16 protein-coding genes are annotated in these 24,640 nt (G+C 55.8%); 10 read left to right on the top strand and 6 right to left on the bottom strand.

Annotated elements, in window-relative coordinates; genetic code table 11:
- Positions 1-101: 101 nt before the first annotated feature.
- Positions 102-1,487, bottom strand: a complete 1,386-nt coding sequence (locus B2R17_RS10330; RefSeq protein WP_286763918.1) for a tetratricopeptide repeat protein — start codon at positions 1,485-1,487, stop codon at positions 102-104.
- Positions 1,488-2,104: 617 nt separating this feature from the next.
- On the opposite strand from B2R17_RS10330, the gene B2R17_RS10325 reads away from it, so the two are divergent.
- The gene (locus B2R17_RS10325; protein ID WP_286763917.1) at positions 2,105-3,793 is read left to right on the top strand and encodes a ferredoxin; all 1,689 of its coding nucleotides are present in this window, start codon (positions 2,105-2,107) and stop codon (positions 3,791-3,793) included.
- 193 nt (positions 3,794-3,986) lie between these two features.
- Here the strand turns inward: B2R17_RS10325 and B2R17_RS10320 are convergent, their stop codons facing one another.
- Positions 3,987-4,832, bottom strand: coding sequence for a hypothetical protein (locus tag B2R17_RS10320; protein WP_286763916.1), 846 nt, complete (start codon positions 4,830-4,832; stop codon positions 3,987-3,989).
- Positions 4,813-5,520: a PTS sugar transporter subunit IIA gene (locus B2R17_RS10315; protein ID WP_286763915.1), complete on the bottom strand. Its 708-nt coding sequence runs from the start codon at positions 5,518-5,520 to the stop codon at positions 4,813-4,815. Before B2R17_RS10315 ends, B2R17_RS10320 begins: the two co-directional genes overlap by 20 nt.
- 227 nt (positions 5,521-5,747) lie before the next feature.
- Here B2R17_RS10315 and B2R17_RS10310 point away from each other — a divergent pair, with 227 nt between their 5' ends.
- From B2R17_RS10310 to pnp, 3 genes are all read left to right on the top strand, one after another.
- Positions 5,748-7,340: a hypothetical protein gene (locus B2R17_RS10310; protein WP_286763914.1), complete on the top strand. Its 1,593-nt coding sequence runs from the start codon at positions 5,748-5,750 to the stop codon at positions 7,338-7,340.
- Between the two features lie 119 nt (positions 7,341-7,459).
- Positions 7,460-7,729 carry a 30S ribosomal protein S15 gene (rpsO, locus tag B2R17_RS10305; protein ID WP_007329975.1) on the top strand — a complete coding sequence of 90 codons (270 nt, stop codon included), beginning with the start codon at positions 7,460-7,462 and terminating at the stop codon, positions 7,727-7,729.
- Positions 7,730-8,231: 502 nt separating this feature from the next.
- On the top strand, positions 8,232-10,493 hold the full coding sequence (gene pnp / locus B2R17_RS10300; protein WP_286763913.1) for a polyribonucleotide nucleotidyltransferase: 2,262 nt from the start codon (positions 8,232-8,234) through the stop codon (positions 10,491-10,493).
- A gap of 132 nt (positions 10,494-10,625) precedes the next feature.
- Here pnp and B2R17_RS10295 read toward each other — a convergent pair whose 3' ends face one another.
- Complete coding sequence (locus B2R17_RS10295) at positions 10,626-13,982, bottom strand: PVC-type heme-binding CxxCH protein (protein WP_286763912.1); 3,357 nt, start codon at positions 13,980-13,982, stop codon at positions 10,626-10,628.
- A gap of 121 nt (positions 13,983-14,103) precedes the next feature.
- On the opposite strand from B2R17_RS10295, the gene B2R17_RS10290 reads away from it, so the two are divergent.
- The 6 genes from B2R17_RS10290 to ylqF all read left to right on the top strand — a co-directional run bounded on the left by B2R17_RS10290 (position 14,104) and on the right by ylqF (position 21,896).
- Positions 14,104-14,973 carry a ThuA domain-containing protein gene (locus B2R17_RS10290; protein ID WP_037254653.1) on the top strand — a complete coding sequence of 290 codons (870 nt, stop codon included), beginning with the start codon at positions 14,104-14,106 and terminating at the stop codon, positions 14,971-14,973.
- Between the two features lie 50 nt (positions 14,974-15,023).
- Positions 15,024-16,439, top strand: coding sequence for an alkaline phosphatase D family protein (locus tag B2R17_RS10285; RefSeq protein WP_286763911.1), 1,416 nt, complete (start codon positions 15,024-15,026; stop codon positions 16,437-16,439).
- A 211-nt stretch (positions 16,440-16,650) separates the two neighbouring features.
- Positions 16,651-18,270 (top strand): alpha-L-fucosidase, encoded by a 1,620-nt coding sequence (locus tag B2R17_RS10280; protein ID WP_037254642.1) that lies wholly within the window; start codon positions 16,651-16,653, stop codon positions 18,268-18,270.
- Positions 18,270-19,334, top strand: coding sequence for an aldo/keto reductase (locus B2R17_RS10275; RefSeq protein ID WP_008672581.1), 1,065 nt, complete (start codon positions 18,270-18,272; stop codon positions 19,332-19,334). Before B2R17_RS10280 ends, B2R17_RS10275 begins: the two co-directional genes overlap by 1 nt.
- A gap of 90 nt (positions 19,335-19,424) precedes the next feature.
- The gene (fucP, locus tag B2R17_RS10270; protein ID WP_286763910.1) at positions 19,425-20,750 is read left to right on the top strand and encodes an L-fucose:H+ symporter permease; all 1,326 of its coding nucleotides are present in this window, start codon (positions 19,425-19,427) and stop codon (positions 20,748-20,750) included.
- Positions 20,751-20,915: 165 nt separating this feature from the next.
- Positions 20,916-21,896, top strand: coding sequence for a ribosome biogenesis GTPase YlqF (gene ylqF, locus B2R17_RS10265; RefSeq protein WP_039961782.1), 981 nt, complete (start codon positions 20,916-20,918; stop codon positions 21,894-21,896).
- A 147-nt stretch (positions 21,897-22,043) separates the two neighbouring features.
- On the opposite strand, the gene B2R17_RS10260 is transcribed toward ylqF, so the two are convergent.
- Entirely contained in the window at positions 22,044-22,910 is an 867-nt protein-coding gene (locus B2R17_RS10260) for a dienelactone hydrolase family protein (protein WP_286763909.1), read from the bottom strand.
- 113 nt (positions 22,911-23,023) lie between these two features.
- On the bottom strand, positions 23,024-24,220 hold the full coding sequence (locus B2R17_RS10255; protein ID WP_286763908.1) for an LptF/LptG family permease: 1,197 nt from the start codon (positions 24,218-24,220) through the stop codon (positions 23,024-23,026).
- Positions 24,221-24,640: the final 420 nt, after the last annotated feature.

The following is a 24,640-nucleotide window of genomic DNA, read 5'->3' as shown; positions in this document are numbered from 1 at the left end:
TTCGTTTCGGGAGAGGTACGCCATGTGGAAATCTGCCGAAAAGCGGAATCAAGAAACTGCACGCCCTCCCTGCGGAAGAGCTCAGGGCATGAGACCGGCGTCTACTCAGCCTTTTCCAGTCCGGTTGCTTTGGCGTCCTTTTCAGCTTCTTCGGCCAGTTGCTCGGCCGCAGCCTTCTTCGCAGCTGCGTTTTCTTTCTCAGCCTTCTTCTTAGCCTCACGTTCTGCCGCTGCTTGCTCGGCTTTCTCCGCCGCGGCGGGATCAGCAATATAAGGCTTCCCGGCTCGGTAACGATCGAGGATTTTGCCCGCAAATTCTTTCGCATCCTCGGGAGCCGACTCGACGACTTTCTCTTGCCAGCCAACCGCTTCCTTGAATTCACCCTGAGCGGCCAACGCGGCGGCGAGAGCCGACAGATCACTCACATTTCCGTAGCCGTTCAGTTCGCAAGCCTTTTTGGCTGCTTCCACGGCCGCATCCGCGTCACGCAACGATTCATCGTCGGTGGTCGCCAACAACCAAGCTCGGTTTTGATGAGCTAAACCGTACTCAGGTGCCAACTCAATCGCCTTTTCGTAATCTGACAACGCTTCCTTGGCTTTGCCGAGCTGATAACGGTTGTATCCACGATTGTTCCAAGCCACCGGATCTTTCTCGTTCAACTCGAGAGCCGCGGAGAAATCGGCAGCTGCAGCCGCGTACTCGTGTTGCTGAAAACGGATGTAACCGCGGCCCATGATCGCCGCGACGTCCTCGGGATTGTCGTCCACGATCGCATCGTAATCCTGGATCGCTTTTTCCATTTCACCTGCGGACTTGTAAGCCAAAGCCCGCTGACGAAGCAGCCCGGCGTTGCCCTCGCGAACTTCCAGTGCCTCGGTGTAGTCACCGATCGCCGCCTCGAACTCACGCTGAGCCATTCGAACGGCCGCCCGGTTGATGATCGGAGTGATGTCTTCGGGATCGAGCTTCAATGCCCGCTCGTAGTCTTTGATTGCGGCGTCATGTTCGCCGCGAGCCGCATAGAAAAGTCCTCGGCTGCTGTAGGCGTGAGCTTCTTCGTAGCCCTTTTCGATGGCATCGTTGAAGTCCGCCATCGCCTTCTCCTGTTCTCCCAACGCCCACCACGCCGACGCGCGAAGCGTGTGATATCGCCCTTCTTCAGGAAACTCCTCGATCAAATCCGTGTAGATGCCCGTCGATTCCGCCAACTCGACCGCGTTGACCTTGTCGACGGCACCACGAGTCCCGTCGTGGGTCACGATCACGTAGTCCTCACCGCGATCTTCGACCACCGTCAACAAATCGCCTTTCGCGATGACGTCCACGACTTTGTCTTCCTTCGCGAATTGCATTTCGACGCGAGCGACCACGGGTTGCCCAGGCTTCGCCGCGAAGCTGGCTGAGGCGTTGACCCAGCAAAACGCGGCAAAGATGGAAATTCCAACTTGGACGGCCCAAGGGCGAGATTCAATCACGGCGTTCATAGATTTCTTCGGAAGGTGCTGAGATCGGTTGAGAACGAGGCCTCAATGCCATCGGTCTCAAAACGGAAGCCTCCACGGATTGGCTCGGTGGAGGATCGGGCGTGCGAAGAAGAAATTTATCAACCAGAAACTCCCCTCACGAGGGACGCCGCACGGGAAATGGGAATCTTCCCGAGATTTCCGAAGCGGGTTTGTTTCGTTCGGGCGAATTGGACGCTTCGGGTGGTTGACCGGCAAAAACCTGCGTGCTGTAGGATATCTGTGCGGATTGCAACGATTGTGCCCATTGCAACAAATAGGCGATTTTTTCTTACCTGAACGATTGTAACCTTCTAGACCCGATCTAATCTGGTGCGACAGAGTAGCGGCCTCTCCCCCCCTGGGGTGCTGCGAGAATGCTCCGAGCAGTGTTTTCTGAACGACGCCTTTTGAACGACAAACGCCCGGTCGGCAATGCTCGCACCCAATGATTCACACCCTTCACGTGTGCCGTCGGACTTCGATTGGCATCCGTTTCCATCGTTGTTTAAGACTCTTTGAGGATTTCACCAGTGAAGTTTGGACCAACTCTCGCGGGCATTGCTGCGGCATGCTTCGCCTCCATGGTGGCGACTGCCATGGCACAATGCGTCCCGTGCGGCGGATGCTCCGATCCGTGCGGCGTCTCGGCACCCGTCGTCAGCAGCGGTTGCGGCGGTGCAATTGGTTGCGGCCAGGGTTACGTCGTTCCCAGCCAGACCTATTCGACTGGTGTGGTTTACAGCAGTGGCCCATCGGTGATGGGCGGATCGGTTGTCACGTCGTCAGTTCCTGCTCGCGAAACCATTTGCGAACCCGTCGTCGGCTATCGCGTCGTCATGAAGCCGACCTATGTAACCGAATCCCGCATGGTCAACGTGACCGAAAGCCAACCGGAAACTCGCTTCCGCACGAAGACTGTCTACAAGACGGTTCCAGTGACGGAAGAAAAGTACCGCACCAAAGTGGTCAACGTGCCGAAGACGGACACCAAGACAATCACTTACTCGGTCTTGGTTCCCGTGAAGGAAGAGAAGCAAGTCGAAGTCACCGAGTCGGTGCCACAATGGTCCGAGATTCCAGAAGAGTACACCGTTCGCGTTCCAACCTTGGTCGACGTTCCTGAAACGTACACCGTGAAGGTGCCAAAGTTGGTCGACGAAACGTTCACCTACACCGTCAACGTGCCACAAGCCGTGACGACTCAAAAGACTCGAACGGTCGTCAACGCTGTTCCAGTCACCAAGAGCCGCACCATCGAAGTGGCTGTTCCAAAGACCACCATGCAAACGGTCACCAAAGACTACGGTCATTGGGAAGAACAAGTCGTTGAAGTCGCCGCGGCACCTGTTGCTAGCACGGTCGCTTATGTCGGCGGATGCGGATCAGCGTCCTCGGTTTCATCTGCATGTGGCGGATCGTGCGGACGTCGCTCTTGCGGATGTGGCTCGTGCGGCGGTTGCGTTTCCAAATGCGGTGGCTGTGGCAACGGCTATGGCCAAACCTACGCCGGTTGCGGTGGCGGAGTCTCGTACTCAGCTCCAGTATCGACCGCTTGCGGATCGACAACCAGCACCATCACCAAACGCGTTTGGGTCCCCAACGTTGTGACCGAAGAAGTGCCTGTCACGACCAGCACCACCGAGTCGCAAGTCGTCAACTACACCGTTTACGAACAGCAAGCGACTCAGGTCCCTTACGAGTGCACGACCATCGTCTATCAACCTGAAACTCGCACCGGATCAAAGCAAGTTGTTCAGTACGTGGACGAAACTCGCACCCGTACTCGCAAAGAAGTCCAGTACAACGAAGAAACTCGGACTCGTATCCGCAAACAATTGACCTACACCTCGGTCACCAAAACGGAAACGATCCCCTACGTCACGTACAAAACTGAAGAACGTACCAAGGAAGTCAGCTTCACTTACAACATTCCTGAATACACCGTCGAACCTTACACAACCACTCGCTACGACCAAGTCGCTGAGCAAGTGGTTGAGGAGTACACCGTCAGTGTTCCTGTCACCGTGACGAAGGAAAAGAAGGTCCAAGTTTGCAAGATGGTTCCGACCTTGGTCGAAGAATCCTTCACGCCTTGTGCTGAACCAGCTGCCATCGGCGGCTACCAATCAGCACCAGCCATCAACGTGGGACCATCGGTCATCATGGGTGGCAGCGGAGCGAGCGGATGCAGCACTCCAATCCATTACCAATCGGCTCCGTCGATCGGCAGTGGCTGCGGAAGCTGTGGCGCAACGGTCAGTGCATCGCCTTGCACCGGTTGCTAGTTCGTGACTTGAATCTTCGCCCACTGTTGAGTGGACAAATCGACTCCAAAACGCTAGGCCGAGATACTCCACTCGGCCGGCAACGAACCCGTCCGCGATTTTTCGCGGGCGGGTTTTTCTATGCGCAGTCGCACGCGTGATTAGGCGATCTCAGACACTCCTGTTGGCACAATGCATTTCAACGCCAGGTGCTTCAGTGCCAGAGTGCTTCGATCGACTCGCGACGAGTTGGCTTGTTCCAAACCGCGCCAACGCCAGATCGATAGGCGTCATCAATTTGTGATGGAGACGCCATCCCGGTCATCCAAATGTGCCGGTACCGCCGACCTTCCACAGCGGACGCCAACTTGCACGGCTTCGCGTCTGAACAACGCCATACTGAATCGTCCCAAACCACGTGAGCGGAAGTGAATCGATCCGCGCGAGTCAATCCATCTCGACGCCATGTCATCACCGGGACCGGTTGATTCAATTCGCCTGCAATCGCTTCGATGGTTTCAAACAAAGCGTCCGCGGTTGCCCAAGATTGCGAAACGACGATCAAACCCTGAGTCGGTTCAGCCAAGTCGGCTGAACCGTTCATTCCGCCCAACCAAAGCGGCAACGTTTGTGAACTGTCACGCCAACCGATCGACTCAACCCAGCCTTCTTGTCCTGGCAATCCGACCGAAGGAGCAACCAAGGGCCCCAACCATCGCAACACTTTCGCGTTTGGAGCGACACTTTTCAGATCACGAATTTGGCCCGCATCGATGAAGTGCGAACGATCGGATTGAGCGAGCAGCACATGCGACAACGGAAGTCGCGGCGGCGACGCAAGCAGCGACGCAACACTGGAATAAGTCGCGACCGCGTCCGCGTTCTGCTCGCACACAGCCTTTGCATGCAATGCCAATGGATCGGAAGACTCGCCCACCCAAGCCAAAATGCAAGGTGGACCGATGTCGGATTCGGAACTCTCCGCGGCCGGATTCTCGACGGCCTGAGCGGAGACACTGTCTCTGGTGGATTGGTTCGACTTAGAAAGCGTGATTCTCATCCAGCGACATCTCGGCTTCGTTCAAGATCGCCCAAGCGTCTGCCGGCGTGTCACTTGCACGCACGCCTTCTAAGAAGGCTTCATCGGAGACGATCCGGCTCAGTTTCGCCAAAATACGCAAGTGCGAACTGTCGTCATAAGAGCAGATCAGAAAGAAAATGTCGGTCAACTGCCCGGTATCGGAGAAAGCGACCGGCGTCGGGCAGATCCCCATCGCCAACACGGACTCCGCCAAAATGGATGTTTGCGGACGGCGTGGGTGAAGCAAAGCCACACCGCAGTCCAACGCCGTCGGATGCAGTTTTTCGCGAGTCGCGACCGCTTCGGCCATCGCGGGTGCATTCCAGAGCATGCCCGTTCGACTGGCAAGTTCGCACATGTTGCGAATCACGCTGCCGCGGGTCCTGGCCACGAACGGATTGGAAACCAACTCGACGGGGCAGATCTCTGCCAAAGTGTGTGGTGGAGCCTCCGATCGACGATGCAAAACCGCACGAACCTGATCGAGTTCACCTTGGTCGCTCAATCCGATTCGTTCTTCGAGCCAGTGATGAATCTCGGCCTCGTTGAATTTCCAGTCACCTCCGACACGCCGGCCCGGCAAGTTTCCTCGCGAAACCATTTTCCGAACTTGGTCGGGAGTGATGTGCAGGTATTCAGCCAACTGCGGGATATCTAAGTCTTCCATCGCTCAAGCTTGCCTAGTTTTCAATGAATTGTGGTGATCACGAGCCAATCGCCGTTCAGATTTATCTTGACGAAAGTTCATGAAAATCGCTAAATCGACTCAAGTTGTTGTCTCGACCGCGCCCGCCGACTCCAAAGTGCAATCTTTTGCCTCACCATTTTCATCACTTCGTCGCTCCGCAGTCGAGCGCCATCATAGGTGGATTCTTCCGAATCGTCCTCACCTTGATGGCGGCTTCATTGGGCTGCGTCGTGATTGTGATGAATCCGGCTCCTTTAGTCGCGCAGTCGAATTACGGCGAAACTCCACAAACAAATCTTGGTCCGATCCAATCGCCCGCCACTGGTGCCTCACCGTACGGACAATCACCGATTGCCCCTCGCCCTGGTGTTGCGAATGGTGCGCCAAATGGCAGTTACGGAAGCTCGATTTACGCCGGCCCAAACTTCGCCACTCCGCCGCGTCCCAACACCGCGCCCGTATCGGGATCGCTGTTTGATCCGTACGCATCGGCGGCAGCGGCTCCCAATTCTTTCGCGGTCCCCCAGTACACGCCGTCACCGCTTGGGGCACCCGTTCCTGCGAATTCCGCCGCCGGAGCATACCCACCCGCGACAGGAAACGCCGCCTATCCCAACGGCGGTTTGCTGAACGGACTTTTCTCCGGCAGCATGTTCACGCAAGGTTCAACCTCGGCGCCATATCAAGGTGCCACTTATCAGGGAAACGGATTCGCAACCGGGTTCGGCGGTGGAACCGCGGTCCCCTACGACGCAGGATCTATCTACACCGGCGCCCCACCGACTTATCCCGGAACGGGCATGCCTTCCCAAGGCGGAACCGGCTATCCGGGCACCGCGATTCCTCCGCCGGGGATGGATCCCTATCCGTCATCCGCCTACCCATCCGGATCTCCGTCCACGCTGTTCCCCGGTGGTTTTTCAGGTTCTCCGTCGAGCTTGTTCCCGGGCGGTTTCAGTTCACCGGAGGCCGTCAGTGCTTACCGAATGCTCAACGGCCCGAGGATTCGCCACACATTCATCGGTGGCGGCGATGGAGCGACCGACGTTGGCTACAACCAAACCGACGCCTCGATCGGATTCGCGTTCCCCAACTTTCTGTTCAGCACTCGGCCTTTGTTTGTCGTCCCGTCGTTTTCGTTGTATTTGTTCGATGGACCGGCCACGCCCGCCGCGGCCCCGACTCGAATGCTACCCAGCAACGCCTACGCGGCGTCGCTCGACTTCGGCTGGCAAACCGATCCCAATCAAATTGTCGGTGCGGAACTCGGCGTCCGAGTCGGGGCGTACACCGATTTTGACACATTCAACAGCGACAGCATTCGCGTTCTCGGCAAAGGACTCGTTTCCTTTCGGCTGACACCAACGTCGACTCTGAAAGGTGGCGTCTATTACCTGGATCGGCTCGACACGAAGCTCCTTCCTGCGGGGGGATTGTTGTGGCAACCAAACCCGTACACCCGCTTCGACATCTACTTCCCTGAGCCAAAACTGGCAAAATACTGGCGAACGATCGGTACCCGTGACGTTTGGTGGTACCTGGCCGGCGAATACGGCGGTGATTCTTGGACGCTCAGCGATACTGCGCTCGCTTCGGACGGCGAACGGGTCGATATCAACCAGATCAACGCGATGTTTGGATTCGAATGGGGCAACTCGCAACTTTTGCGAACCGGCCAACGTTCCGGATTCATCGAAGCCGGCATCTCGTTTGACCGAGAATTGCTCTACGAACAATCGGTCGCAGGCAACACAAGCCTGGAAGAAGCGTTTATTCTAAGAGCGGGAATTGGCTACTGAGCCGATTTTCGTACCGCAGCGAATTTGACGTTGCGTTCGCAGGGGGGCACGCTAAACTTCTGCGATTCAGAAACATTGGTCCACCGCGATCACAAACGATCAGGAAAGCATCAGTCGGTATGACGATTTCGAAAGAACGGAAAGAAGAAGTAATCAGCGAGCACGGCGCCGCAGCTGGAGACACTGGTTCTCCTGAAGTGCAGATCGCAATTTTGACGGAACGAATCAACGGATTGACCGAACACATGCGAACCCACCGCAAGGATTATGCCTCGCGTCGCGGTTTGTTGGGTTTGGTGAGTCGCCGTCGCCGTCTGCTGGATTACGTTCGTGGGCAAGACCCACAACGTTACTTGGATATCATCGGTAAGCTTGGTATCCGCAAATAGTTTGTGACCGGGTGGTCGACGGCGTGGCCGCGGCCACGTGGCGTATGTCCCCCCGGGCTCTTTGGTCCCGGGGCGGGGTGGAGTCGCAGCTTGACTGCGGCTCAGCATCGCTATCGGGAATGTCCTTCTCTGGACTCAAATCCTTCCCATCCATCTCAGCGAGCGTGATCGCCGTTTCGCTGGCTCTACTTTGCCTTGTCCATGTACTGCAGCCGGTCCGGTTGCGTCTTGTCGCCTCGTCAGAGCAGTTCGTTTGTGGCACCTTTCGGTACCCATCGCGATCCAATCAAAACAAGCCCAAGTTTGATTGTCACGAATCGGGAATGTCGCTTGGCGATCTTCGCGATTCTTCACGTTGTTGCGTGGCGACCCAGTTCGCCACTCTTTCCCATCAGCCGTTGTGGCTGAGCAGGCCTTGTTGGCCAGGGATGAAAATCGGGCCGGCTTCGGAAAAGCCGTTCAAATTGTTGTTTGTTGTGTAGATGCAGGAAAAGAGGTTGTTGTGAGTGTTCAAAAAGTTCGCGTGGAGCGAAAAATTGGTGATTCGGTGCTGTCGTTCGAGACAGGACACATCGCTAAACAAGCAGCCGGTAGTGTGCTGGTTCAATACGGCGAAACCGTTGTGCTGGTCGCGGCCGCATCGGGTACGCCACGTCCGGGAATCGATTTCTTCCCCTTGATGTGTGATTACCGCGAGCGATTGGCTGCGGCTGGTAAGTTCCCTGGTGGCTTCCTGAAACGCGAAGGTCGTCCCAGCACAAAAGAAATCCTCAGCTCGCGTTTGATGGATCGCCCGATCCGCCCACTTTGGCCAGCTGGTTACAAAGACGAAGTCCAGGTCCAAGCTTGCGTGATCGCAAGTGACTTGCAAAACGATGGCGACGTGTTGGCAATGATCGGTGGAGCCACCGCGTTGCACATCAGCCCACTGCCATTCAAAGGCCCTCTGGGTAGCGTTCGAGTCGGTAAGGTCGACGGCAAATTGGTTGCCTTCCCAACCGCTGATCAACTCGAACAAAGCGAGTTGGACATGATCGTCAGCGGCAGCCGCGACATGGTTGCCATGATCGAAGGCTTCGCCAACGAAATGCCTGAAGACGAAATGATGGAAGCGATTGGCTTCGCCCATGACGCCATCCGCGAAGTCATCGACCTGCAAGAAGAGTTCTACAAGAAGGTCAATCCAGAGAAGACTCCTTACCAGTCTCCTGAAGACGACGGATTGCTCGAGCGTCTGACCGACGCTTACTACAGCGACTTCAAAGCCGCTCAGCAAACTTCGGGCAAACAAGCTCGTGCGGAAGCCGTTCGTGCCGTTCGCGATCGTGCCATGGCAGACGTCATTCCTGACCCCAACGCAGCCGACGCTGTTTGCGTCAACCGCTTCAAAACCGTCTGGCACGACCTGGAAGAAAAGGTCGTTCGCGATCTGATCCTCGCCGGCACCCGCCCCGATGGTCGCGACCACAACTCGCTTCGCGCCATCCACTGCGAAACCGACTTGTTGCCACGCGTTCACGGTTCGGCTCTGTTCCAACGTGGCGAAACCCAAGCCCTGATCACGATTGCATTGGGAACCAGCCGCGACGAACAACGCGTCGACGGCCTGCAAGACGAGTACAGCAAGAAGTTCATGCTGGACTACAACTTCCCTTCGTACTCGGTTGGCGAATGCCGTCCGATTCGTGGGCCTGGACGTCGTGAAATCGGACACGGTTGCTTGGCCGAGCGAAGTGTCGCTCCCGTGCTTCCTTCCGCCGACGACTTCCCCTACACGATTCGCGTGATCAGCGACATCACCGAATCGAACGGTAGCTCCTCGATGGCTTCCGTTTGTGGTGCGACCCTCGGCCTGATGGCATCGGGCGTTCCAATCAGCAACCCAGTCGCTGGTATCTCGGTCGGCCTCGTCCAAGACGGTCCTGACAACTGGTGCTTGATCACCGACATCCTCGGAACCGAAGATCACTTCGGCGACATGGACTTTAAGATCGCTGGTACCCAAAACGGTATTACCGGTATCCAGTTGGACTTGAAAGTCACCGGTGTCACCAACGACATCATCCGCGCCACGCTGAAACAATCTCGTGAAGCTCGGATCGAAATCCTGAAGAAAATGCTGACGGCGATCCCACGTCCTCGCCGCGAAATCTCGCCGACCGCTCCTCGTTTGCTTCGCACGAAGATCTCGCCCGATAAGATCGGTGCCCTGATCGGACCTGGCGGAAAGAACATCCGTGGAATTCAAGAAACGACCGGTGCGGTCATCGAAGTCGATGATGAAGGCACCGTCTTGGTTGCCAGCAGCAACAAAGAGTCGGCTCAAGAAGCCATGCGTCAGGTCGAAGCCTGCACGGCCACCGTTCAGATCGGCAAGATCTACGACGGTACCGTCAGCAGCATCAAAGAGTTTGGTGCCTTCGTTGAAATCCTTCCCGGTCGCGATGGACTGGTTCACATCAGCGAAATGAGTGGCGGATACATCAGCAGCCTCGACCAAGTGATCGCCGTTGGCGACGCCATGAAGGTCTTGGTCATCGATGTTGACGAGCACGATCGCGTGAAGCTCAGCCGTCGCAAAGCTCTTGAAGAGCTCGGCGAAGAAGATCCTTTGGCCGTTGAAGGCGAAGGTGGCGGCGACGGAGAAGGCGGTGGCGACGGTGAAGATCGTCCACGTCGTCGACGTGGCGGAAGCGGCGGTGGAGGCGGCGGAGGTCGCGGACGCGGCCCACGTCGTAGCGGCGGCGGACGCGATCGCGACTGATCGCTTCTGAACCGAAGCAACACTGATTGATCATTCAACCCCGGCATCTGATTCGATGCCGGGGTTTTTCATGCGCCGCTGGGCAGCTAACAATTGCTTTCCGGCAAACCCAAGCATTCCCACAACCTTCGTTTAATGCCCAGGCGAAGCCTTCAGGTAGGCCATCAAGTCCACCAATTCACGCTCGGTCATCAACTCGGAAAGATTGTTGGGCATCAACGAACGCTGAGACGCTTGCTGAGCTTCCACGCTGTCGACGCGAACCTCCTGAGTCTTCCCATCCGACGTGGTCAAACGAATCAATTCGTCGTCCTGGCTGGCAACCAAACCAACCAGTACACGGCCATCATCTAGCAGCAAACTCTGCGTTCGAAATGCTTGGTCAATGTTGCGATCCGGAAGCACCACATCCTCGAGCAACCGCTCCACACTTCGCGTAATGGCTCCGTCCAACTGCGGTCCGACCAAACTTCCTTCTCCGCGAAGCTGGTGACAAGTTTGGCAGTGCTTTGTGAACACAGCTTTGCCCTTCACCGCGTCGCTATCCATGCTTCGAACTGACGCGAGCAACTGGCTCAACTTCTCCATCCGTCCCGAGTCAACGACGATCCCTTCCGTCAACTCTTTCATTCGCTCACGCAAAGCTTCGTTCAGCTTTGGCTCCATCGCTTGCTGCACGTCCGCATCGACTAAGACTTCGGCGGCATACACCCCCGACTCAATCACTGAAAACAAACCCGCCAACTCAGCACCGCTTGCAATCCAGTTCAGCACCAGTTTGCGTTGTTGCGAAGCACTCAGATGTGGTCCCAATTGCTTTAGCAGATCAATCGTGTCCCACCGCTCATCCTCAATCGCGACAACAATCGACTCCGCCAAATCCACTCGCCCAATTTCCGCCGACACGAACTGAGCGAGCGTCGACATTCCAGGTTTGCCTTTCAGATTCGCTACCGTGCCTGCGGCATTCAACCGTGCCAGCACACCATAGCGTTCATCAACCAACAGTTCTTTTACATGACGCTCAAATTCGGAAAGTTCGAGTCGTTCAACCCAGTCGAACACTCTCGCCCAACGACGAGACGATCCCGAAGGACCAAGTCTTTTCGGCGTGAAGTCACCGATCGCCAACCACGCGTAGGCTGTGCCAGAGTCACCGTCGACCGCTTCGATTCGCACCAACTGACCAATCACATCGCGGGTGTCCCAAACGACCAGCTCCGCGACATCCGAGCGAGGAGGCATCACCTGCCGCAGCACCTCGCCTGTTTTTGCTGAACGAAGACGAACGAAGTTCTGCTCCGGATTGGCTTGTCCTGGTCGAGCATTGTGCCCAGCGAATCGAAATTGAATTCGTTCGGGTGCCTCAAACCAATCGCTTGCAAACATTCCGGTGTACGTCTCACCAAGCGGAAAGCTGCTCACCAATTCAGCAAACTCGTCGCGTTCCGCCAGCGACGGTGCGACATATGTCAAACGCTGCTCGGTTCCCCAATCGCGACCGCCGGAACCAAACCAACCGACCGAAGCTTCGCCGTCAGCGGTCAATGCGTTCCATTCGGATTCAATCAATTCCAGTGCCCAAGCTCGAATCGACGCTGGGACACTCGTCGACTGGGAGCCGACCGCGTCACTGATCAGATGCAACCAATCGAATGCCTGCTCCGTATCGCCGCCTGCCATTTGCTTGGCCAGCTCAACACAAGCATCCACTTGGTCTGGTTGAGCCAAAGACACCGCGTGGCTGAACAAGGCTTGGCTCGACGTTCGCTCGCCATCGTCCTGCGTCGCTGTTCCCAAATATGCCAAGATCGGATCGACCACTTCGTTTCGCTTCAGCCCCAGCATGACCGAGACGGCTTCCGCGCCAGGCACCGATTTCCAAAACGGATCGTCACCTGGCGTTCGCTGCAACAAATCGCGAATGGCGATACGGATCGTTTGCCGCAGCACAACGTCCGCGTCATCAACCAGAGATAGCGTTGCAAGCAATCCAGCCACGTCAGTGGTGTCGCCGCGTCGTCCGATACACTCCGCCGCTATTCGCACAACATGGGCACTTTCGTGCGTTAAGAGCTCACGAACCCGCGTCAATGCCATAGCGTCCGCATTGTCTTCTGAAGCCATTCGAAGTTCTGATACCAACCGCTGCTCTTCGCCGGTCGATTCATCACCATCGATCGCCGCGCCCGTGTACCGAATCTGCCAGATGCGACCACTCGTTCGATCTCGCTCCGGATGTTCCAACGGCACTTCGTAGTGGCCAATGATCTTGTTGTAGAAATCCGCGACGTAGATGTTTCCTTGTTCATCAACCTGAATATCCACAGGCCGAAACCAAGGGTCATCGCTGGTCAAAAAATCAGGCAGCGCACGCCCCTTCGCCGTCGCCCCAACGAACTCGCGATGGTTCCAATTCAAACGCGACGTCATCACGTTGCCGCTGATAAAACAGTTCCGAAGTGGAATGACCGGCGAGTTCGGCGGGAAGAATTGAATGCCAGAAATCGCCGTGCTGCCATGCAAATGATCCATCATCGGCGGCAGAAACCCCAGCCCATCATGTGGCCGACCAAAACTCGGGTAGCATGCACCGGCGACCAGTTGGGTGATCGGTTTACTGTGACAGTCCGCCGAATACCAATACCCCCATTCGTCCCTGGTCATTCCAAACGGATTGACTTGTCCGCGTGTATGCAACTCCACCCGACTCCCATCGGGCCGGAAACGGAACGTGTTGCCTGAGTGCATCGTGACAACGTGCCCATCCGTTCCGGCAACTCGGCTTTGATTGTTGAATCCATGACAAGCATAGATCCAACCATCACCACCATCTCGCATGGAATTGATCATGCCGTGCGTGTCTCGGGTCGTATCAAACGGCCCCAAGACGACCTCTCGTTTATCACACGTTCCATCGCCGTCAGTGTCACGGAGGAACCAAATGTTTGGAATACTGAAGCACAAACACCCATCTCCGTAGGGCAGCACTCCCATTGGGATGTTCAAACTATCCGCGAATGTCCTGATCGAATCGGCGTCCCCATCTCCATCAGTGTCTTTTAAGACCTTGACTGAATCGGGGCCTTTCTCGTTCGATGCCACCGGATATGGATAAGCAACACTGTTGGTCACCCAGAGACTTCCCTCTGAATCCATCGCCATATTCAACGGCTTGGCAATGTCGGGCTCAGATGCAAAGAGCCGAACCTCGAAGTCGGGCGGCAGGTGGAACCCTGCCATCTCCTCGGCGGGTGTCAGGTGCTCCGTCGAACGGACCCCTTCACCGTAAATCTCCGCGGCTGTCACCGGTTCGGCAGCCCCCACCGGCGTCTTCACCGTTGCGTTCTCCAATGGATTCGATTCCTGGCCGATCACGGCAGTCCCTCCGCCCAGAGAAAAGACCAATAGCAAACAGCAGAAAACTGCTGAAGAACGAAATTCCGCATGGGTATCGCTGCGGAGGTGATTCAATCGACGACGCTTCATGGAACGCATTCCTGTGGGGTTTGATTTCAGCAGAAAACACCTTACCCCAACCAAATACCTGACTGGTCGTTTACAATACGAAACCTTCCGATCTTTCGACCCACCTCAAATTCACATCACGATGCAAAAGTTCATCCTTCTCGCGATTGCCGCCCTCCTGTCTCCCTTCTTCGTTGCGAGTGCGACTCACGGGGAAGACGCCGCTGCTTCATCCGAAAAGAAGCTGCTTCAAGTGCTGCTCGTCGCCGGCGGTTGCTGCCACGACTACACCAGCCAAACAAAGATTCTGAAAGAGGGATTGGAGGAGCGAATCAATGCGAAGGTCACGGTTGTGTTGAGCGACAACACGACCACCCGAGCACGATTCGACATTTACGAGTCCGACGATTGGGCAGACGGTTATGACGTTGTGATTCACGACGAGTGTTCAGCCGACGTCATCGAAAAGCCCTACGTGAATCGAATTTTGAAACAGCACCTCGATGGCGTGCCAGCCGTGAACCTTCACTGCGCCATGCACAGCTATCGTTGGGACGACTTCCGCAAACCGGTTCAAGACGGTGCCGACAATGCGGGCTGGTACGAAATGCTCGGATTGCAATCGACCGGCCACGGTCCCAAGTTCCCAATCGACATCAAACACTTGGACAAACACCCCATCACCGCTGGCATGGAAGACTGGACGACCATCAACGAAGAGCTCTACAACAACATTCGTGTGTTTGATGGTGCCTCGGCTTTGATCCAGGGCATCCAAGAGACGCCGCCAAACAAGAGACAGCTGAAGCAAAACCCAAACGCCAAAGCAAAAGAAGCCACCGCCGTCGTTGCTTGGACCAACGAATACGGCCCAAATAAAACGCGAATCTTCAGCACTTCGCTCGGTCACCAAAACGAAACCGTCGCCGACGCTCGCTACATGGATCTCGTTTCGCGTGGTGTGCTCTGGGCCGCTGGACAACTCGACGAAGCCACCGCCTCAGCCGAGTGAATTCCGAGTTGTTCCTGCGTAACTTCCCAGTGCTCTTTGCTTGAGTTGAAATGATGCGATCACGTCTTGCTTTGGTCTTTCTCGCGCTGCTTCTTTGCCCATCTCTGGTTCAAGCACAGCAGTATTTCCTAGGCCAAGGCGTGATGTCTGGCGAAGTCACTTCGACCAGCGTGTTGCTGCAGACGCGACTGACCGCGAGAGAAGGATTGGACGAAACCGGGGACTTGCCCGGACGTGCGGGAAGAGTCCGTTTCGAATGGTCCGCCAGCCCAGATTTTAAATCGTCGCAAACAAGCGATCTTTTGACCGCGGAACCTGGCAACGACTTCATCGTGCGGCACCAAGTGTCGTCACTCACGCCAGGAACGCGTTACTACTATCGAGCTTTGGTTTCCATCGCGACCGAAGAACGTCCGCTCGAACCAACCGGTCAATTCCAAACTCTTCCGGCCGAAGATTCCGAGGCGGACGTTGAGTTCCTGGTTTTCAGTTGCATGAACTACAACAAGTTCTTGCACGGCAAGAAAGCCAAATCATCCGGTCCACTGACCGCCACGGAAGAGGACAAGCGATTGGGTTACCCGTCGTTGGTCCACATGAAAGAACTCTCGCCAGCATTCTTCGTCGGTACCGGCGACATTGTCTACTACGACAATCCCTATCGAAATGCAGAGACGCTATCGCAACTCCGAAAATGCTGGCACGAACAATTTCGCTTCCCGCGTCTGATCGATTTTTTGAAAGAAGCTCCAGGGTATTGGTCCAAAGACGACCATGACTTCCGTTTCAACGATTCGGACCACGACAAAGACCGCCTGCCGCTTCCGCAAACCGGAATCGATGTCTTTCGAGAACAATTGCCGATCGTTCCCGCGGGCGATCAAGACTCACCGACCTATCGCACTTTTCGCGTCAACAAGCACCTTCAAATTTGGTTGACCGAAGGTCGCGACTACCGATCGCCCAATCGCATGAAGGATGGCCCAGAGAAGACATTGTGGGGAAGCGAGCAAAAGCAATGGCTGCAGAGCACGTTGAAAGCGAGCGACGCGAAATGGAAATTGCTGATTTCGCCAACGCCTTTGGTCGGCCCCGACGACGCCTACAAGAAAGACAACCACGCCAACTTGAAAGGCTTTCGACACGAGGCGAATGAATTTTTCGAGTGGTTGGAATCCAACGAAATTGATCACTTCATGACGATGTGCGGCGACCGACACTGGCAGTACCACAGCATTCATCCGTCTGGCATTCAAGAGTTTGCTTGCGGTGCCTTGAATGACGAAAACTCTCGCATGGGCGTGTTGCCGGGATCGCGAAGAGGCACTGATCCCGATGCTTTGATCCGGCAACCATTCATCTCACCGGAACCCAGCGGCGGTTTTCTATCGATCACCGCAGGCGAAGGCTTGCTGATCAAATTCTACAACGACGAAGGCAAGCTTCTCTACGAAGCCCGCCCCTGATCGCGATCTGGCGATTTCCAACCGCGAATTGTCGGTGCCTGCTGCGCCGAACGAGAACTGATTGCCCGCCGCTTTCGCCAGTTTAAAAATCCGCATGGAAAATTCAAACTCGGCTATGGGATTCCGGCGGGCTCAGTGGAAACTAATCCGACTGAAACGCTCCCTGAAGACGTTTCCTCCCCCACTAATCCCCGCGTTGCCCCGCCTTTCGATGAGCTGCAGCATGAAATTTCGGACGACACTGATGTCCATGTTGGCGTGTATCACACTCCAAACCGCCGTGGCGCAAGACCAGACGAAGCCTCACCCGGCGACACTGCCTCACCCAGAAGTTGAGCCAGCACTCAAGGACATCCACGCGACCATCGCCGATGGTCCCTTCGAAGCCGACTGGAATTCGCTTGAGAAGTACGAGATTCCGCAGTGGTACAAGGATGCAAAATTTGGCATCTTCATTCACTGGGGAGCCTACAGCGTTCCCGCGTACGGTAGCGAATGGTACCCACGGCAGATGTACATCAATCGTGACCGCCGTGGTGACAATTTCTTCCAGCATCACATCGATACCTACGGCCCTCACAAAACGTTTGGCTACAAAGACTTCATCCCGCAATTCAAAGCAGAAAAGTTTGACGCGGAAGCTTGGGCCCAGCTCTTCAAAGACACCGGAGCTCGATACGTCATCCCAGTTGCCGAGCATCACGACGGATTCCCGATGTACGACTGTGCGTTCACTCGCTGGGACGCATCCGAAATGGGCCCCAAACGCGACGTGATTCAGGAACTGTCCGAAGCGGTTCGTTCAGAGGGCATGAAGTTCGGCGTCAGCAGTCACCGGGCATTCAACTGGATGTTCTACGTGCGTGACGAATCGTTCGACAACGCTGACCCACAGTACGCTGACCTCTATGGTCGTCCAATGCCCTTCTTGTTTGAAGAGAATGCATGGGACTACCAACACAACTTCACGCCTCAAGACGAACAATTCAAAGACGATTGGTTGGCTCGGTCGTGCGAACTGGTGGACAAGTACAAACCGGATGTGTTCTGGTTCGACTTTGGTATCACCCCGAAACACGGCGACTCGACTTACCTCAACAACACGTACGCCGAGCACCTGCAAAAATTCGCAGCCTACTACTACAACAAAACGACGGCGAAAGATTCCGACCTCGGCATCATCAACTACAAGTTCAATGCGTTTCCCGAATCCGCCGCGGTCTTGGACAAAGAACGCTCCAAGATGGCTGAGATCCGCAAGCCTTTCTGGCAAACCGATACGGCGGTGAGCTCCAGTTCATGGGGATACACGCAAAACCAACGCTACAAAACTCCCGAGCGTTTGGTGAACGACTTGGTCGACATTGTTAGCAAGAACGGTTGCCTGCTGTTGAACGTGGGACCTCGGGCCGATGGAACCATCCCCGAAGAAGACCAGGCGATCCTGAAGGCAATCGGCGATTGGCTAAAGACCAACGGTGAGGCCATCTACGAAACGACCTACTGGAAGACCTTTGGTGAAGGACCGACGTCGGTCTCGACAGGTCACGTTTCCGAGTCCAAGGACAAACCCTTCACATCAGAAGACCTGCGATTCACCACCCGCGACAACATCTTGTACGTGCATGGATTGAAGTGGCCTGAGGACAACCAGATCACGATCAAAACCCTGGCTCAGGGCAGCGATCTGTATCCGGAAGAGATCAACACCATCCAACTGCTCGGATTCGACAAAGAACTGAGTTGGGAACGAAACGCATCGGGCGTGACCGTTTCACTCCCAAAGGACAAAGCGTCCAAGTTTGCTTACGTCCTGAAGGTCACCCAGTAATGCCAGAGTCCACCGTGTCTCGACGAGTTGCGAAGGCCGCCGTGCCAACCATAGGCAACATGCTGCCGCCAATCATCTTTGGCACCAGCGCACTGGGCAATCTCTACCAAGCGGTCGACCGCGATACCAAGCGGTCCATCGTTTCGGAATGGTTTGAACATTGCGAGGGCGTCGTCGCCGCAGACTCAGCCGGCAAGTACGGCGCGGGCTTGGCGTTGGAAAGCATGGCGGATGCACTGCGTTCACTGAACGTTGCTCCCGATCAAATTTTGATTAGCAACAAACTCGGTTGGCGGCGAGTGGCTTTGACGACGCCGGAACCAACGTTTGAACCCGGTGCATGGGTTGGGCTCGAACATGATGCGGTCCAAGACATCAGTTACGACGGCATTCTGAGATGCTGGGAACAGGGATGCGAGCTACTCGCTCCCTACCGACCTCAGCTGGTATCTGTCCACGACCCGGACGAGTACTTGGCCGCAGCAACCGACAAAAACGATCGTCAAAGACGCTGGGACGACATCCTGGGTGCCTACCAAGCGTTAAGCGAACTGCGTGACCGCGGTGATGTTTTGGCGATCGGCGTTGGCTCGAAAGACTGGCGTGTCTCGGAAGAACTCGCTCGAGCCTTTCCCTTGGACTGGGTCATGCTTGCAACCAGTCTGACCATTCGGACTCATCCGCAATCGTTGCTGGACTTCGTTGAAACGATGCGTCTTCAAGGTGTCAGCGTGATCAACTCAGCGGTTTTCCACGCGGGCTTTTTGACCGGAGGCGACTACTACGACTATCGAAAAGTCACCGGCGAAAGCGTCGAAGACCAGGAACTGATTTCTTGGCGTCAACGATTCCATGGTCACTGCGAGCAACATGGTGTTCGTCCAGCCGAAGCTTGCGTTGCCTTCGGCATGTCGCCACCCGGTGTCGTAGCAACCGCCTTGAACAGCAGCAAACCCGATCGCATCGCTCAAAATGTTCAACTGGTTTCGGCCGAGCCTCCGGCTGAGTTTTGGACATCGATGAAACGCGACGGTTTGATTGACGCGTCGTACCCATACGTCTGATTCGAGCCGTTATGATTTGCTTGATCCACGCCCCAACCATTGGCGTGGACTTCTCTTTCTTCATTCCTCCAACCTCTCCCCCGGAAACTCATGGCTGAACCAATCGTCGCTGAACCACAAACCGAGGCTGAAGTGGTTCCCAAGAGTTACTTGGTCGCGTTTGTTCTGACGACGTTCTGTTTTGCCCTGTGGGGATTTGCCAACGACATCACCAACCCTTTGGTGGAAGCGTTTGGACGGATTTTTAACCAAAGCAACTTTGCCAGCTCCTTCGTCCAGTTCGCCTTCTACGGCGGTTACTGCTTCATGGCGTTGCCCGCCGCTTTGTTCATCAAAAGGTTCTCGTACAAAACCGGCTTGCTGGTCGGACTAGCGCTATACGCCCTCGGCGGTTTGGCATTCATTCCCGCCGCCAGCGTTGGCGAGTTCATGCCGTTCTTGATCGCTTTCTTCGTAATGACCTGCGGCTTGAGTTTTCTGGAAACCAGTGCCAACCCTTACATCCTTTCGATGGGGCCAGCCTCAACCGCGACTCAGCGTCTGAACCTGGCTCAGTCGTTCAATCCACTTGGATCGATCGTTGGCATCCTTACCGCGAAGTACGCCATCCTTTCAAACATCAATTCATTGGATGGTCCCAAACGAGCGGAGTTGCCCATCGAAGAATTTGATGCCATGAAGTTCTCGGACTTGGCGATTGTACGGGGTCCTTACGTGGCCATTGGGTTGGTGATCGTGACCATGTTTGTGCTGATTTTGGTCAAGAAGATGCCACGCAACCAGGACTCGGATGGATCGCTCGATATCGGCGGAACAATCGGGCGTCTGATGGCGAATTCGCGATATGTCGGCGGTGTGATCGCTCAAGCGTTTTATGTCGGTGCGCAAATCATGTGCTGGACCTTCACTGCCCAGTACGGCAAAGGGGTTTTCATGGCCGATGGGATGTCCGCCGGAGACGCCGCCACTGCCGCATCGTCGTTCACGCTGTATTCGATGGTCTTGTTTGCAGTGGCCCGATTCGTATGCACATTCCTGCTGAAATATGTTCGCCCCGGAGCCCTGCTGATGGTTTTGGCCGTTGGTGCAATCGGGTTGTTGGTTCCCGTCATGTTCGTCGGTGGCATTGTGGGCTTGTGGGCTCTCGTCGGTGTCTCAGGCTGCATGTCGTTGATGTTCCCAACGATCTATGGCATCGCCCTGGATCGAGTGGGCGACGACGCCAAGTTGGGTGCCGCAGGGTTGGTGATGGCGATCGCCGGTGGATCCATCATGCCGCCGCTGCAAGGCTATTTAATCGACACATGGTCGCTCAACATGTCCTTCGTTTTGCCGCTGATTTGTTTCGTGGTGATCGCGATCTACGGCTTGCTCACCGCCAAGCCGCAGGCCCCTCTGGCCGCCCCGGCTGCTTGATCGCGAAACGGCGGACGCCAGAATTCGAAACAGGGTTAGAAAAATCCATCCCGGTGTGTGACACTGGGCGGGCTTCCAAATCGGACTCGTGCCGTCGGGAATGATCGAACCATTCGATTGACCGACTCAGCCGGTCGCCCCCGCTCCACACGAAACGCCCTGACCATGTCGATTCAATGGTTCCCCGGCCACATGCACAAAGCTCGGCTGGAAATCCAGGCCGCATTGCCAAAAGTGGATGTGGTGATGGAGATCATCGACGCTCGGATTCCCTATTCGAGCGAAAACCCGATGCTGGCCGACATTCGCGGTGACAAAGCCTGTTTGAAAGTCCTGACCAAATCCGATTTGGCCGATCCACACCTGACCGAAGAGTGGTTGGATGCCTTGAATAATTCGAGCTCCACGCGAGCTCGCTCGGTCACGACAGATGACGTGCCAACCATCCGCCGATTGAAATCCGCGTTGATCGGCATGTGCCCTCATCGAAAGGGTCGATCCATCAATGCGATGGTGATGGGAATTCCCAACGTCGGCAAATCAACGATCATCAATTTCCTGGCTGGTCGCAAGGTCGCAAAAACGGGCAACACGCCCGCGGTGACCCAGCATCAACAGCGTGTCGATATCGGCGATGGAGTGATCCTGTGGGACACGCCGGGAATGCTCTGGCCAAAGGTTCACAACGTCAGCAGCGGTTATCGACTGGCGTTGATCGGATCCATCAAAGACACCGCGATGGACTACACCGACGTGGGCTTTTTCGCCGCCCGGTATTTCATGGAACAGTACCCCGATCGGTTGGCCGCCCGCTTTGACCTCGAGTCGGTTGCCGACACCGAAATGGCGGTCATCGAAGACATCGGGCGCCGGCGAGGTTGCCTTGGCCGCAACAACCGAGTCGATCTGGAACGAGCCTCTAGAATCCTGATTCAGGAATATCGCACGGGTGGCCTGGGCCGGCTTACGCTCGAGACCCCCGCAACGATGCAACGAGAACGCATCCTCACGCAAAAGGCGATGGTCGAAGCGGAAGAAGCCGCTCGTTTGAAAGACGAGAAACGCAAGAAGCGATTCAAAAACAAGCAAAAGGCCCAACGCAAATCTCGCGAAATGGATGCTTCGCGTCGCGACCGTCGCCAGTAGGCTGATTCTCAAGAGGTACTTGGCAACTCGCTTCTCGCAAGTGTTGCCGGAACGGTCTCACGCATTGGCGAAGCATCCAAACGGTGAAGCACACAACACTTCGTTGTGTGCTCCACACGTATGCAAATCGCGGCAGATCCGCGACGCTCACTCAACCGGCTTGGCAGCGAACAATTCGTGGAAGAAGACTCGCATCGCGTCCCACGATCGATGGTCGGCCTTCTCGTTGTACGCCGCGCCTTTGCTGTTGTCGTTGCCCGCCATCGGCTGCGTGAATGAGTGAACCGCGTTGGCGTAAACATTCATTTGCCAATCGACATCGTTCGCATCGAACTCAGCGATCGTTGCTTCGATGTCTTCCTTCGGCACGTAAGGGTCATCGGCACCGTGGCAGATCAAGATCCGGGCTTTGATGTTGGCTCCGTCCTCCGGTGTTGGCGAATCCAAACCACCGTGGAAGCTGACGATGCCGTTGACGTCCGCTCCGCTGCGTGCCAGCTCAATCACCCCGGTTCCGCCAAAGCAGTATCCGATCGCTGCCACCTGATCCGAGGCCAAATTGTCTGCCTTGCGAAGTTGCTCCAAACCCAGGTTCAGTCGGCGACGATAGAGTTCTCGATCGCTCTTGTACTTCCCTGAGAACTCAGCCGCTTCACCGGTGTCAGCGGGACGAACCCCACGACCATAGATATCCAGAGCGAACGCGATGTACCCCAGTTCAGCCAATTGACGGCACCGGCGACGTTCGTAATCGGTCAGGCCCATCCATTGATGAACGACCAAAACCCCTGGCTTGCCTGAATCCGCTTTCGTGCCGGCGGGTCGCACACTGGTATCGAACGCCAAGAACCCTTCTAGCACCACGTCGCCATCGTTGTAGACAATGGTTTGTGTCTGCACTTCGGCTTGGGCAACCGGGGCTGTCCCAATTAAACCAGCAAACAATCCAAAGGCGAACAACGCCGGCAACTTCGAAGAAACGAAGCGACGGACATCAAGACAGCAGCACAACATGAAAGATCCTCGGGCGGGCAACGGGCATCGAATACAAACGATGCTGCGATTGTAAAAGCAAAACCACCCCGACGGAAAGAACTCGCAGGAAACGCTTTTCGGCGCAGCGGATCTTAGTACCGCCGAACCCGAGCGATCAACATCATGCCAACGCCGGACAGAACCACGTTGCCGATCCAAACGCCATACGGCGGCATGTCACCCGCTTTCGCCTGGTCCAACCCGAGCAAGTAAAGCGGGTAATAAACCAAGATCGTCGGCAGAAAGCACATCCCGAACGTCGTCCAGTAGTCACTGGTCTTCGCGACGATCGCCAGCGGTGCACCAACGAGCACAAAGAAGAAACACGTGAAACCTTCCGCCCAACGACGCCAAGGTTCGGTCTGCAATCGGGTCAGACGATGCCGGCTCGATTTCAAACTTGATTGAATCGCCGAAGATTTCTCGCCGCCAATCTCCGCCGGTCGTGATGTCAGCAAAGAGAATCCGGTGAACGCCGCCAACTCGCCAATTTTCGCGTGAGTGCGTTCTCGCTGGCGAAGTCGTTCGTTTCGAATCAAACGAAGAGGCAACTCACTCGGACTTCGGGTGGAGATATCGTCTTCTTCCAACGCGTTGCCAATCGGAATCTCGAATTGACGTTCGCCCGGGAAATCGCCTTGCAGACCTTTTCCGCGAATCAACTGGCTGTCGACCAATTTCAGAACGAGAGATTGAGTCTCCTCGTCCATCATCAATTGGCCTTCACTCGCGGTCACGGTGAAAGCATCGTCGCCTTTGCCGCGAACGGACACCCGAGGCGAAATCATTCGGCGACCGTCAATTTCGCGAACGTGGATCGAGAATCCATGATCGGATGTGTACGAGTGATCGCGTTCCAGCAACCGGTAAGCGATGTCTTCGATCGAGAGCAGCACGACTCGTTTGACGCCGGGTTTTCCCCAAGAAACCGCCATGTCGCTGCAATACACCGCGACTGGACTGAGCAAAGCGGCAAAGACGATCGCCGGCTGCAGCAATCTGAGCGGCGAAATGCCTGACGCCTTGACAGTCGAAATCTCACCATCAGCAGCCATTCGGCCGTAGACGCAACAGACGGAAAACAACGCCGTTGCAGGAACCGCGTGCTGCAAGGAAATCGGAATCGCGAACGGCAACAACTGCAGAACAGCCATCGCTCCCAATCCCTTGCGGAACAACTCACGTCCCACCGCGATCAGCAGAATCAGCAGCGTCAACACGACGAGCGCAACGACGAAGATCCGAAGGATTTCGAAGAGAATCGTGCGTGTCAGACGGGTTGGAATCACTGGGTCTGTATCAAAACAGCGGAAGCGAACACTTTCAGGCTGGGAATTAACAAAAATCACCCGATCGGCGACAGATCAGCTCAGCCACTTCTGAAGGCGGTCCCCTCGTTGTTCCCGCTGTAAAACTTGGGAAATCGCCACGGATCACGAGCCAAACACCAACGTGCAAACTCGATTATCTTCCTCCATCGGCGTCAGTTATTGAGCACATCTCAGTTTGCCTGACTTGGTTGGCACGAATCCTGCCTCTTTGGCTGCGGATCGGACACCTCCTACCTTCCTAATTTGCCCTCTCGACCAAGGTTCCGAATGATTTGGATTGTCGCCTACATCAGCAGTGTGCTGGGAGCGTTTCTAACGATCGTCGCAATGACGGTGATTCGCCACGAAGAACGCCACAATGTGGGCCGACTCGGCTGG

This window comes from Rhodopirellula sp. UBA1907 (genome assembly GCF_002337565.1).
GTDB lineage: Bacteria > Planctomycetota > Planctomycetia > Pirellulales > Pirellulaceae > Rhodopirellula > Rhodopirellula europaea.
This window is presented reverse-complemented; position numbering and strand designations above follow the sequence as displayed.